Origin of the sequence: Sandaracinobacter sp. (assembly GCF_041909755.1) — a bacterium.
Lineage (GTDB): Bacteria > Pseudomonadota > Alphaproteobacteria > Sphingomonadales > Sphingomonadaceae > Sandaracinobacteroides.
Genome location: NZ_JAYRCW010000078.1, coordinates 1 through 11776 on the forward strand (window position 1 = coordinate 1; position 11776 = coordinate 11776).

An 11776-nucleotide genomic window follows, 5' to 3' on the forward strand; every position below is an offset into this window, starting at 1 on the left:
CTTGCCCTGCACCCAGCAGGGACATGATGTCCCTGCACCCTCAAAAGGGGCGTCGCGCTTGAACGCCCACCTCATGTGCGTGATCAGCATCGATTGCCTGCGACGCAACGGAGGCTCTCTCCCCGTTGGGGAGAGGTTTGGAGAGAGGGGAGCACCCCCGCCCCCCCCACATCCCCACCGGCTCAGCCCGACCCCACCTGCTCAGCCCGAACCCACCCGCTCAGCCTGAGCCCGTCGAAGGCCCGCGCTCACCCTGCAACACCCGCTCGGCCTGAGCCTGTCGATGGCCCACGCCCAGTCCGCGTCACCCGCTCAGCCTGAGCCTGTCGAAGGCCCACGCCCAGTCCGCATCGCCCGCTCAGCCTGAGCCTGTCGAAGGCCCCCGCGCAGCCTGCACCGCCCGCTCAGCTTGCACCACCCGCTCAGCCTGAGCCTGTCGAAGGCCCTCCCGCAAAGCCACCCCAGACTTGATCCCTGGCCCAGCTTCCCCTCCCCCCTTGGCCAAACCCTTCCGGCTGTGCCACCAATCCATCCGTGCTGTTCGATGCGTTCCCTTCCCAGCCACCCGCCCGCGCCACAAAGATGCGCGCCGAGGCAGTGCTGGCCGATCTGGCCAAGGCCGAGGCCGACGCGCGACTGGCGCGGGAGGAGCTGACGAAGGCGACGCAGCGGCAGAGCCAGCAGGTGCTGCGCAGCCCGGTGGACGGGGTGGTGCAGCAGCTGGCGATCTACAGCGAAGGGGCGGTTCTGAAGGCGGCGGACCCGATCCTTGTGGTGGTGCCGGACAGCGGGGAGCTGATCGTGGAGGCGCAGGTGTTGAACCGGGACGCGGGGTTCGTGGAGGTGGGCCAGCCGGTGACGGTGAAGCTGGAGGCGTTCCCGTTCACGCGCTACGGCACGCTGGAGGGCAGGCTGGCCTGGATCAGCCGGGATGCGATCCAGGACGAGAAGCTGGGGCCGGTGTATGCGGCAAGGGTGACGGTGAAGCCACCACAGCGGGGAAGCGCGATTGAGGTGACCCCCGGCCTCGCGGCGAGCGCGGAGATCCGTACCGATGAGCGACGAGTGATCGACTATCTGCTTAGCCCATTAGAGCGGGCGGTGAGCGAAGCGGGGAGAGAACGGTGAACAAGGTAATCATCACAGGGATATCGTTTTCTCTAATATTCTCAATTATATTCCGATCGCCTTTCCTGTTTTTCACAATATTGTTTACTACAACTATAGTTTTTTATGCCGCCGATGGCAAATTTATGGTCGAAATAAGAAAAAAGAAAAATATGTTGGCAACAGTATCAATGTTTGGGACATTTGTTTCGGGGTGGACTCTATATTTCATAATATCATTTACTAAATTCGGCATTTATGATTTTCCTACGGTACTAAAGGTATTTGAAGTTCCTAACAATTTAACAGGTTGGCGCTCATCTATTGTAATGACAGCGGCTATTTTGACATCTATTGTATTAAATATTATAAATTACGAAATATTCTTTGAGACAAATAGAAAATTTCTCGTATATGGCAAGTTAAAATTTCTATCAATTAGTATTTTTGGGTGCATTATGTTTTCGGCTTTGTTGATTGCAATGCAATATATCTGGATATATTCACAAGGTCGAAGATCAATAATACTAAATATATCGACACCAATAGGGTTGACTGTCCAATGCATCGCAGCGGGATTGTTAATATTTTTTGTATGCTCGTCATTGATTAATGTGATTGTTGTGTCCGTAAAGTCCGATGAGAGGATTCGTTAATGGCTCAATCAGATGATTCTCGCGAATTTGGGCAAGATGTTTGGGGTGCTGTCGGGGCGCTGAACGACGCCGCAATTGGTTTCCTTGACGAATCGGCAAGGCTAGCAGGGCACACATCTGCGGGGCGCGCTATCCTTGCGGCTGATATTGGTTACAGTGTCATATTCGCAGGAGGCGATGCGGCAATTGGAGGGGATCCTCTAGAGACTATCTTTACTACAACAGCAAGTGTCGGCGCCGGGATTGTAGGGGGCATAGTAATTGCCGCCCTGATCCCAGCAACTGTAGCCGTAACGACGACGGCAGTAGCGGTCGGTGTTGGAAGTGCATTGATTGGCTGGGCGATTGGGGAACTTGCGGAAGAGGTGTGGTCTGCGCCACTTCCCGGTGGAGGCTCAGTTAAGCAGTGGGCTAATGCTGAGGTAAATCGCTTAGCAGAATTGTGGGCGGGTAGGTCAGGGGACAGCGAAATCCGGGGACACAATACCTATTTGATGTCGCAAGGAATCCGGCAGAAATCCGGGGACACAATACCTACAAGAAATCCGGGGACACAACACCTATTTCCTACAAGAAATCCGGGGACACAACACCTATTTGATGTCGCAAGGAATCCGGGGAATTTCAGGGGCAGTATATCAATTGGATACCACCATCTGCCAGGCAAAGGCAGACATTATCTCCTACAACTCCAACAGCTTTCGCCCTCAAGCCATTGAAATCAAAGTGTAGGGAAATGTTCCACGTGGAACAACCAATGTGGTTATCTCAGCCGCCTGTCTGCAAATCCAGATGCAGGAACTGGTTGAAGTCGCTCGCCACATAATCCGCGAACGCCGCCCCGCTTACGAACCCGCGCTTCCGATACATCGCAAGCGCCGCCTCGAACGCCTCGCCGGTGCCTGTTTCCAGAGAGAGGCGCGCAAAGCCCCGCGCCCGGGCCTCCGCGATGATCGTTTCCAGCACCGCCGCCCCGGCCCCCCGGCGCAGGAATTCCGGATGGGTGCGCATCGATTTCACTTCGCCATTGCCGTCGCCCAGCGCCTTCAGCGCCCCGATGGCCGCGATCCGTGCCCCCTCCCACGCACTCCACACCGTCACGTCCGGCCGTTGCAGCCCGGAAAGGTCCAGCGCGAAGCTGTGCCCCGGCGGCGAACTCGCCTGCATGCCCTGCAGATGCAGCCGCAGCAGATCCCGCGTCGGTTCGCCTGTCAGATCGTCCCGCGCAATGCGGAAGCTCATGCGAAATCGGGCGTCCACAGCCCCGTCCGGTCAGACGGGGTCGAAACCCGGATGTTGCGCTTCCAGATCGCTTCCGGCGCGGCCAGCGCCACCGCGATCAGCTTGTCCCGCCGCCGCGTATAGGCGCGCCGTTCCAGCGCCTCGGGCCCCTGCCCGCGCACCTTGCGCCCGATATCGCCATAGATCTGCGCGGCAGACAGCACCGCCCACGCCTGCCGGTTCCGCAGCGCGGGCACCCCATGCGCGGCAGACGCCTCATAGCGTTCCGCCAGGTCCACCAGCCGCGTCACCACCCGATGCAGCGTCCCCCGGCTTTCCGGCAGCGCATAGGTTTCCAGCGTCAGCCCCTCGGCCTCCAGCCAGTCCTGCGGCAGGTAACAGCGCCCGCGCGCCGCATCCTCCGCCACGTCGCGGGCGATGTTGTTCAGCTGGAAGCTCAAACCCAGGTCCGATGCCCGCGCCAGCGTGGCATGATCGGATGGCGGCACCCCCATCACGATCGCCATCATCACCCCCACGCACCCCGCCACATGATAGCAATAGGTCAGCAGGTCGTCGGCGCTGATAACCGTCTTCCAGTCGACGTCCATCGCAAAGCCGTCGATCAGATCATGCGCATAGCGCGCCGGCAGCCCCGTTTCCGCCGCCACCCGCGCCAGCGCCTCGAAGGCGGGTTCACCCGTCGGCTCGCCCGCCAGCGCCTTGTCGGTGCAGTCGCGCAGCCGCGCCAGCCGCTCGGCGGGCGTCGCCCCCCAATGGCCCCATTCATGCGCGCCTTCGCCCAGCATCTGGTCGTCGATCACATCGTCGCAGTGCCGGCACCAGGCATAGAGCAGGGTCGCCCGGTCGCGCGTGCCGCCGTCGAACAACCGGCTCGCCAGCGCGAAGCTCTTCGAACCCTTCTGGATCGCCTCATGGGCAGCCGCAAGAACAGCGTCGGTCATGTCGAAGGTTTACGCTGCCCCGCCCACGGCCTCAAGCTGCGGCCCACCGTTGGAGGGCCAGCCCAGCGCATCCGCGCCCAGATCCTCCAGCATCAGCCGCGCCGTCGCCTTGGCAGACCCCACGACGCCCGGAATCCCCGCGCCGGGGTGCGTGCCCGCGCCCACGAAATACAGGTTCTTCAGCTTGTCGTCGCGGTTGTGGGTGCGGAAATAGGCCGATTGCCACAGCACCGGCTCCAGGCTGAAGGCCGATCCCAGGTGCGCGCTCAGCTCGGTGCGGAAATTCTCCGGCGTGAACCAGCTCTTGTGCACCAGATCGGCGGACAGCCCCGGAATCAAATGCTTTTCCAGATAGGCCAGGATCTTGTCGGCATATTTGGGCGCCACCGCATCCCAGTCCAGCGGCGCCTTGCCCAGATGCGGCACGGGCGAAAGCACATAGAAGCCCGAATGCCCCTCCGGCGCCAGCGCAGGATCGGTCGCGGTGGGGTGGTGCAGATACAGCGAAAAATCATCCGCCAGCCCGCCCGCCGAATAGATGTCGTCCAGCAGCTCCCGGTATCGCGGCCCGAACAGGATCGTATGCTGCGGAATGTCGGCGCGATGGCCCTTCAGCCCGAAGTAGATCACGAACAGCGATGGCGAAAAGCTCTTGCGCTTCATCGTCTTCGCCATCTTCACCCCGCGCGGATGATGGCCGAGCAGGTCCTGATAGGTATGCACCACGTCCCCGTTGGAGGCGACGGCGTCCACCTTCAGCTCCCGCCCGTCGGCCAGCGTCACGCCCATCACATGCCCGGCCGCGGCTTCGATCCGGCTTACCTTGGTGCCCATGATGACGGTGCCGCCCAGGTCCTCGAACAGCTTCAGCATGCCGCGCACCAGCGCATGCGTCCCGCCCTTGGGGAACCACACGCCCCACTTCTTTTCCAGCGCATGGATCAGCGCATAGATGGAGCTGGTCTTGAATGGGTTTCCGCCCACCAGCAGCGTGTGGAAGCTGAACGCCTCGCGCAACTGCGGATCCTGAATATAGCTCGCCACCACCGAATAGACGGAGCGCCAGGCCTGATATTTCATCAGGTTCGGGGCCGCCTCCAGCATGGAGCGGAAATCCAGGAAGGCGTGATGGCCCAGCTTCTCATAGCCTTCGGTGAACACCCCTTCGGAATATTCCATGAAGCGGCGATAGCCATCGACATCGGCGGGGTTCTTCGCCGCGATCTGCGCCAGCAGCTTTTCGTCGTCGTTCGAATAATCGAAGACGGAGCCATCCTCCCACATCAGCCGGTAAAAGGGCGTCACCGGCATCAGTTCCACATAGTCGGCGATGCTCCGGCCGCTCAGCGCGAACAGCTCCTCGATGCAGCTGGGGTCGGTCACCACCGTCGGCCCCGCATCAAAGCTGAAGCCATCCACTTCAAAGACATAGCCGCGCCCGCCGGGCTTGTCCCGCGCCTCGATCAGCGTCGTCTGAATGCCGGCCGACTGAAGCCGGATCGCAAGCGCCAGTCCGCCGAAGCCGCTGCCGATCACCGCTGCCGTTCGCTGCATCTCGTTGCTCAACCTTTCAGAATGGCGCGCACCGCGCGGCCGATGGGCACGGGGGGCTTGCCTGTCAGCACCCGCGCCTTGTCGGCCAGCGTGCTATGGCCAGCATAGAAGCGTGAAACAAGGCCGTCCGGCAGCGTGTAGAAGCGCTCCAGCACCCCCCGCCGCTCGTGCGGATAGGCAGCGCGAAACAGCATCTTGTTCAAAAGCCGGTAGAATCCGTTTCCGTCCCACACGTCGGCGGCATGGGCGCGGACAGCGCGGTCGATGGCCGCACCTGACAGCTCCGGCAGGGCGGCCACATGCTGCGCCAGCCGCACCGCATCGGGAAAGCTGTAGCCCGTCACCGGATGGAACAGCGCCGCCGCCATCCCGACTGGTGCGATGCCGGCCGGATACTGCGCCAGATGCGCCCGGATGTCCCCGCCGATGGCGATGGGCAGCACCCCGTCCTCGTTGCGGATCACCCGCGCGATCCGCCAGCCCTGCGCCTCTGCATAGGCCTTCACGCGCGCGGCCACCGCGTCCCGGTCCAGCACCGGGCCGTCGGCATAATAGGTGTCCTCGATCAGCGCCGTCGTCGGGCTGAACGGCAATGTATAGACGAAGCGGTAGCCGTCTTTCTGGTCCACCGTCGCGTCCATGATGATGGGGCCCGTCAGTCCGTGCGGCGCCTCGAATTCCACCTCCAGCCCCACGAACTTCTGGAAGCCCAGGTCCAGATGGGGCGATGGCCGCTGCCCGCGCGCGTCGATCACGGCTCCGGCCGTCAGCACCCGCTGGTCGGCCAGAACCACCCGGTCGGGCGCCACCTCCACCACCGGCACGCCGGTGAAGCGCCGGCCGGCCGGCACGATGTCGTTGAGGGCCGCATCCAGCCGCTCCGACGTGGCGGATTGATAGCCGTTCGCCAGCTGCCGCGCATAGGATGGGAAGCGCACGTCGTACCGGTCCCAGCTGTGCGCGATCAGCGGCGCCACCAGCGCCCGGCCATCGGCGTCCAGATCGCTGCCGAAGCTGGACCATGTGTGGTTCCCGCCGAAGCGGTCCGCCGATTCCACGATCGCCACCCGCACGTCCGGCCGCCGCCGCTTCAGCGCCAATGCGATCAGCCCGGCGGAAAGCCCGCCGCCCAGCAGCAGAATGTCGGCATCGTTCATGCGGGAAACTGTCACGGCCCCAGCCTCTAGCCGCGCGGCGCGCGCACCGCTAGGTGCTAGGATATGCCGCAAACCGCTCTCTGGGTCTCGCTTCTGGCCATGTGCCTGATCGTGGCGATCCGCTATCTCGCCATTTCCGGCCTGTTCGCATGGATGGCAAAGCGCATCCGCCCCGATGTCTATGCCCCGGCCGATCCGAAGAAGGCCGCGCGGATGGCGCGGCAGGTGAAGCGGGAAATCGCCTGGTCGCTGTCGGCCGCCGTCCTCTACGGCCTGCCCGCCGGCCTCGTCGCACATCTGTGGGCCACGCAGGGCCTCACCCGGATCTATGTCGATCCCGGCGCCTATCCCCTCTGGTGGATTCCCGCCTCGGTGTTCCTCTACCTCGTCATCCACGACGCCTGGTTCTACTGGACGCACCGCGCCATGCACCACTGGCCCTGGCTGTTCCGCAAGGCCCATGCCGTCCACCATGAAAGCCGCCCGCCCACGGCCTGGGCGGCGATGGCCTTCCACCCCTGGGAATCCCTGTCGGCCGCCTGGCTGATCCCCGCGCTCACCTTCGTCATCCCCATCCACATCGCGGGGCTGGGCCTGGTGCTGACGATCATGACCTTCTTCGGCGTGACGAACCACATGGGCTGGGAAATCTTCCCCCGCCGCTGGATCGAAGGCTGGTTCGGCCGCCATGTCATCTCGGCCTCGCACCACCATGTCCACCACGAGCGCTACCTGTCCAACTACGGGCTCTATTTCCGTTTCTGGGACAAGCTGTGTGGAACCGATAACGGCCTGTCGCCGGATCTGCTCGCCGCGAAAGAGCGCAGGTTCAGCCCAGCGCCGCAACCGCGATAGCGGCCGCCACCTCGTCGATCCCGCGCGTCGCGTCGATCCGCACCATGCGCGGATCGTCCGCGGCAAAGGCCGCAAATCCGCGCCGCACCTTCTCGTGATAGGCGAGCCCCAGCGCCTCGAAGCGCTGTTCCTGTGGCAGGCTTTCATCCTGCGCCGCCGCCCGCTTGGTGGATCGGGAAAGCCCCTGCTCCACCGGCAGATCCAGCCACAGCACCAGATCGGGCCACAGGTTGCCGGTCGCAAAGCTGTGCAGCCGCTTCAACAGGCCCAACGGCACGCCCTTGCCGCATCCCTGATAGGCCAGCGTCGAATGGATATAGCGGTCGCACAGCACCGTCTTGCCGGCCTCCAGCGCCGGGCGGATCAGCCGCGCCACATGATCAGCGCGCGCGGCCGTCACCAGCAAAACGTCTGTTTCCACGGTCCAGCGGCCGGTCGCCCCCTGCACGAACAGGTTCCGGATCTCCTCAGCGCCGGGGGTGCCGCCGGGCTCGCGCGTCACCACCACATCCTGCCCCCGCGCGCGCAGCGCTTCGGCCAGCCGCGCGATCTGGGTGGATTTGCCTGCGCCTTCGCCGCCTTCAAACGCGATGAACCGCCCCGTCATTGCACCACCCGCGCTTCCAGATAACCGGCGGCCCGCACATCCTCCAGCAGGTCGCCGGCTGCGGCGTCCGCCACCGGCCCGATCCGCACGCGCCACATGCCCGTGTCCGTTGGCACGGCAAAGGCCGGGCCGAAATCCCCCAGCACCGATGCCAGCGCCCGCGCCTTCGCCTCGTCTGACAGGGCCGCCACCTGGATGAAGCGCCCCGGCACCCCGGCAGGCACCGCCGCAACCACGACAGGGGGCGCCGACACCGGTGCAATCGCCGATGGTGCAACAGATGAAGACGCCAGCGCAGTGCCGGTCTGTGCCGGCGCAGACGCCAGCACGGGTGCCCCCCGCGCCCAGTCGCCTTCCGGAAACACCCGCTTCACGCGCACCCGCGCCAACCCCGGCCCATCCACCCCCAGAAGCTGGGCCGACTTGCGCGACAGATCGATGATCCGCCCATCCACGAACGGCCCGCGATCGTTGATGCGCACCACAAGCACCCGGCCATTGTCCAGGTTTGTCACCTCCACCCAGCTCGGCATCGGCAGCGTCTTGTGGGCGGCGGTGATGTCGTCCTGATTATAGGTCTCGCCGTTCGCGGTCGCCTTCTCGTGGAAGGTGGGGCCATACCAGCTGGCGATCCCCTGCCGTTCATAGCCGCGGTCGTCGGCCGGGTAATAGGTGACGCCGAACACCTGATAGGGCTTGCCCACCTTCACCCCCGGCACGGCGGGCCCAGCCGGCACATGCGCGGACGGGCGCGACGCCGTCACCGGCGGCTTGGGCTGAGAGGCGCAGGCCGCCAGCAGCAGCAGCGAACTAGCGGAAAGCGGGCTGAAGCGCATTGCCGAGCAGGGCGACAGAGAGGGCATAGAAGTTGGAGCAGTTGTACTGCATGATCGCGCGGTAGTTGGCGGTCGTCAGGAAGGCGCCCTCCCCCGGGCCATCGGGCTCCACCAGCGTCATCTTCACATCGTCCGCCGGCCAGATGGCGTTCAGCGGCACGAAGCCCTTCGCCCGCCACTCGGCCGCCGTCAGCCAGCGCGAATGCACCAGCATCGGCCGGATGCAGCTGACAGGCTTTTCGGGGTTCGCCACCGTCGCCCGGTCGAACCCCTGCGGCACGCCCACGCGAAAGCCCCAGGTCAGCCCGCGCTGCCAGCCGTTTTTCGCCAGATAATTGCCGATGGACAGGAAGGTGTCGGGCTGGGACGCCCAGATGTCCGCCAGCCCGTCGCCGTCGCCGTCTGCGGCATAGTTGAGGTAGCTCGACGGCAGGAACTGCGATTGCCCGAAGGCGCCCGCCCAGCTGCCCTTCAGCTGGTCGCGCCGCACCCCGCGCTCGCCCACCATGCGCACCAGGGCGTCCAGCTCGCGGGTGAACAGCGCCTCGCGCCGCGCATCATAGGCCAGCGTCGCGATGGCCGATGGCAGGTCGAACCCGCCCAGCACGCGGCCATAGCTGGTTTCCATGCCCCAGATCGCCACGATGATTTCGGGCGGAACACCGGTTTTCGCGGACACCTGCAACAGCGTCTGCCTGTTGTCGGCGGCGCGCGTCAGCCCGTCGTCGATACGCTGTTGCGTCAGCTGCCGCGCCAGATAGTCGGCGAAGATGTTGCGCTTGCCCGAATCGTCGGGCTGGCTCCGGTCCAGCTGCACGGCGCGCTCGCTGTAGGTCGCGCCCGACAGCGCGGCTTCCAGCCACTCCGCCTTCAGCCCGCGGGCCTGTGCAGCGGCCTTGTAGTTGGCAAGCCAGATCGGGAACCCATCCGCCGGGGAGGTCACGTCGGCCCCGGCGGGCGACGCGATCAGAAGGGCGGCGGCAAGAAGCAGTCGTCTCATCCGCCCCCCTGTGCCACAGGCGGACTCCCGCGTGAATCCCCTTTCGCCAGCGCCCGGCCGCCGCTAACGAAGCCGCGACGGACAGGTGGCCGAGTGGTTTAAGGCAGCGGTCTTGAAAACCGCCGTGGGTGGAAGCTCACCGTGAGTTCGAATCTCACCCTGTCCGCCAACTATCTGAGATATATGCGCCCACTTCCCGGGTCGCACTTTTCTGCCCGTATTTCCGGGGCTTTGCCGGACCGACCTGACCTGAGCCTGCTCCGGACGCTGCAGAATTGGGCGAGAATTGCCGGGTTTCTCAGTCGCCGATTTCGGAGGTCGGGAAGTGGTTCTAGGGCCTTAGCCGCGGGAGGCGGCGATACCCAGCTGCCGGTGCTGCTTGGGCCAGGACGGTGCGATGCGCTTCACGTCCTTGAGCCGATGAAGGTTGAGCTCGGCTGGCGCCTCGCCGGAGAGGATCGCATCCACGATTGCAGGAGAGAGGAACGCCAGACGCAGGATGCGATCGACGTAGGAGGGGCTGGCATCTTCGATGGCAGCGAGGCCCGTGACAGTGAGACTCTGGTCGGCCTGAAGCTGCTTCCACCAGGTCCGCCCCTTCACGATGGCAGCAACCAGCTTCTGATCGACTGGTGCTTCTGAAGCATGCTGACCGGTCCCCAGCACGAACCGCACCGCAGGACCGGTCCGACGGACGCGCGCCGGGATCGTGATGCAGAATGCATCTGCATTGGAATTGTTGGCATCGAGTCCGAGCGCGTCGCACATGGCAGCCGGATTCAAGACCAGTTCCACCGCATCCTCTTGGACCGCCACCCTCTGGACGATGCGCCCGAGCAGGGTCTGGACAGGCAGTCCCCGTTTGCCATCGAGCGTGGCGACCATGGCCCCTGCATTCTTCACGAGCGCTGCGAGCTGGCGAGGGCTGTCGGTCGAAGCGCCAAGCCGTCGGGACAGGGCAACGCAATCCCTCAACTCGGCGATGATCGCTCGGACTGCCAGTTGCTCCAGCTCCTTCGCGGGAATCCGAATGCCGTTGGAACCGTTGGCGCTGGCATCGTTGGCGCGCGGCCCATGCTGCAGATGTCGACTGACATAGTAACGGTACCGCACCTTGCCCTTGCAGGCATGGGTTGCAACCAGTGGCTCCCCATCCTGATCGATGATCTTGCCCGCGAGCAGGCTGGGATCCTTGGCGGTCGGCGCCAGTTGCACGCCTTGGCTGTTGTCGGCGAGCTGTGCTTGGACGCGGTCCCAAGTGTCCCGATCGACGATAGCCGGGTGGTTACCTGGATAGGTCTTCGATCCGTGTCGAATGCGCCCGACGTAGAGCGGGTTCTTCAGCAAGTTGTAGAGCTGAGCCCTCCCGAATGAGGTCCCACCGAACGAACGGCCTGCTGATGTTGTCCGCCGGGGCTGACGTATGCGTTCCCGGATCAATTCATCGTGAAGGGTGCGTACAGTACCCAGTTCTAGGTAGCGCTGGAAGATGTGGCGCACGATTGCGGCGTCTTCTTCGACGATGGCGAGACTGCGCCCGTCTGGTCGATACCCGATGGGCGGCGTCCCTCCCATCCACATGCCACGTTGCTTGGAGGCCGCGATCTTGTCCCGGATCCGTTCTGCGGTCACCTCACGCTCGAACTGCGCGAATGACAGCAGCATGTTGAGCGTCAACCGCCCCATGCTAGTGGTGGTATTGAACGACTGGGTGACCGAGACGAAGCTGACACCTGCCTTGTCGAACGCATCGACCAGCTTTGCAAAGTCCAGCAGGCTTCGGGTCAGACGATCGACCTTGTAGACGACGACATTGTC

At 64.0% G+C, this 11776-nt stretch carries 10 protein-coding genes and 1 tRNA gene; 3 read left to right on the plus strand and 8 right to left on the minus strand.

The genetic code is table 11. The features are described from left to right. Window positions 1-582 precede the first annotated feature (582 nt). Complete coding sequence (locus tag ACE3O8_RS10455; RefSeq protein ID WP_374389486.1) at window positions 583-1128, plus strand: HlyD family efflux transporter periplasmic adaptor subunit; 546 nt, start codon at window positions 583-585, stop codon at window positions 1126-1128. Window positions 1129-2531: 1403 nt separating this feature from the next. Here the strand turns inward: ACE3O8_RS10455 and ACE3O8_RS10460 are convergent. From ACE3O8_RS10460 to crtY, 4 genes are read right to left on the minus strand one after another with little or no spacing between them, the layout of a single operon-like run. Continuing rightward, window positions 2532-3005: a GNAT family N-acetyltransferase gene (locus tag ACE3O8_RS10460; RefSeq protein WP_374389488.1), complete on the minus strand. Its 474-nt coding sequence runs from the start codon at window positions 3003-3005 to the stop codon at window positions 2532-2534. Then, on the minus strand, window positions 3002-3949 hold the full coding sequence (locus tag ACE3O8_RS10465; RefSeq protein ID WP_374389490.1) for a phytoene/squalene synthase family protein: 948 nt from the start codon (window positions 3947-3949) through the stop codon (window positions 3002-3004). The genes ACE3O8_RS10460 and ACE3O8_RS10465 overlap by 4 nt, the downstream gene beginning before the upstream one ends. 9 nt (window positions 3950-3958) lie before the next feature. Next, on the minus strand, window positions 3959-5503 hold the full coding sequence (locus ACE3O8_RS10470) for a phytoene desaturase (protein WP_374389492.1): 1545 nt from the start codon (window positions 5501-5503) through the stop codon (window positions 3959-3961). 8 nt (window positions 5504-5511) lie between these two features. After that, window positions 5512-6675, minus strand: coding sequence for a lycopene beta-cyclase CrtY (crtY, locus tag ACE3O8_RS10475; protein ID WP_374389494.1), 1164 nt, complete (start codon window positions 6673-6675; stop codon window positions 5512-5514). A gap of 48 nt (window positions 6676-6723) precedes the next feature. Between crtY and ACE3O8_RS10480 the strand changes: the two genes are divergently transcribed. Beyond that, a complete protein-coding gene (locus ACE3O8_RS10480; RefSeq protein ID WP_374389496.1) occupies window positions 6724-7515 on the plus strand; it encodes a sterol desaturase family protein in 792 nt (263 codons plus the stop codon). Here ACE3O8_RS10480 and tmk read toward each other — a convergent pair. From tmk to ACE3O8_RS10495, 3 genes are read right to left on the minus strand one after another with little or no spacing between them, the layout of a single operon-like run. Further along, window positions 7490-8122 carry a dTMP kinase gene (gene tmk / locus ACE3O8_RS10485; RefSeq protein WP_374389498.1) on the minus strand — a complete coding sequence of 211 codons (633 nt, stop codon included), beginning with the start codon at window positions 8120-8122 and terminating at the stop codon, window positions 7490-7492. The two genes, ACE3O8_RS10480 and tmk, sit on opposite strands and share 26 nt — an antisense overlap. Continuing rightward, a complete protein-coding gene (locus ACE3O8_RS10490) occupies window positions 8119-8958 on the minus strand; it encodes a septal ring lytic transglycosylase RlpA family protein (RefSeq protein WP_374389500.1) in 840 nt (279 codons plus the stop codon). Before ACE3O8_RS10490 ends, tmk begins: the two co-directional genes overlap by 4 nt. Continuing rightward, window positions 8933-9958, minus strand: a complete 1026-nt coding sequence (locus tag ACE3O8_RS10495; protein WP_374389502.1) for a lytic transglycosylase domain-containing protein — start codon at window positions 9956-9958, stop codon at window positions 8933-8935. The genes ACE3O8_RS10490 and ACE3O8_RS10495 overlap by 26 nt, the downstream gene beginning before the upstream one ends. A 79-nt stretch (window positions 9959-10037) precedes the next feature. On the opposite strand from ACE3O8_RS10495, the gene ACE3O8_RS10500 reads away from it, so the two are divergent. Beyond that, window positions 10038-10127, plus strand: a tRNA-Ser gene (locus ACE3O8_RS10500). 170 nt (window positions 10128-10297) lie between these two features. Here the strand turns inward: ACE3O8_RS10500 and ACE3O8_RS10505 are convergent. Continuing rightward, a partial coding sequence (locus ACE3O8_RS10505; RefSeq protein WP_374389504.1) for a recombinase family protein occupies window positions 10298-11776 on the minus strand: 1479 nt, incomplete at its 5' end.

What these genes read in the sequence shown, in the direction of transcription:
- ACE3O8_RS10455 (WP_374389486.1), top strand. Translation starts at nt 583, where the DNA reads ATGCGCGCCGAGGCAGTGCTGGCCGATCTGGCCAAGGCCGAGGCCGAC.
- ACE3O8_RS10460 (WP_374389488.1), bottom strand. Translation starts at nt 3,005, where the DNA reads ATGAGCTTCCGCATTGCGCGGGACGATCTGACAGGCGAACCGACGCGG.
- ACE3O8_RS10465 (WP_374389490.1), bottom strand. Translation starts at nt 3,949, where the DNA reads ATGACCGACGCTGTTCTTGCGGCTGCCCATGAGGCGATCCAGAAGGGT.
- ACE3O8_RS10470 (WP_374389492.1), bottom strand. Translation starts at nt 5,503, where the DNA reads ATGCAGCGAACGGCAGCGGTGATCGGCAGCGGCTTCGGCGGACTGGCG.
- ACE3O8_RS10480 (WP_374389496.1), top strand. Translation starts at nt 6,724, where the DNA reads ATGCCGCAAACCGCTCTCTGGGTCTCGCTTCTGGCCATGTGCCTGATC.
- tmk (WP_374389498.1), bottom strand. Translation starts at nt 8,122, where the DNA reads ATGACGGGGCGGTTCATCGCGTTTGAAGGCGGCGAAGGCGCAGGCAAA.
- ACE3O8_RS10490 (WP_374389500.1), bottom strand. Translation starts at nt 8,958, where the DNA reads ATGCGCTTCAGCCCGCTTTCCGCTAGTTCGCTGCTGCTGCTGGCGGCC.
- ACE3O8_RS10495 (WP_374389502.1), bottom strand. Translation starts at nt 9,958, where the DNA reads ATGAGACGACTGCTTCTTGCCGCCGCCCTTCTGATCGCGTCGCCCGCC.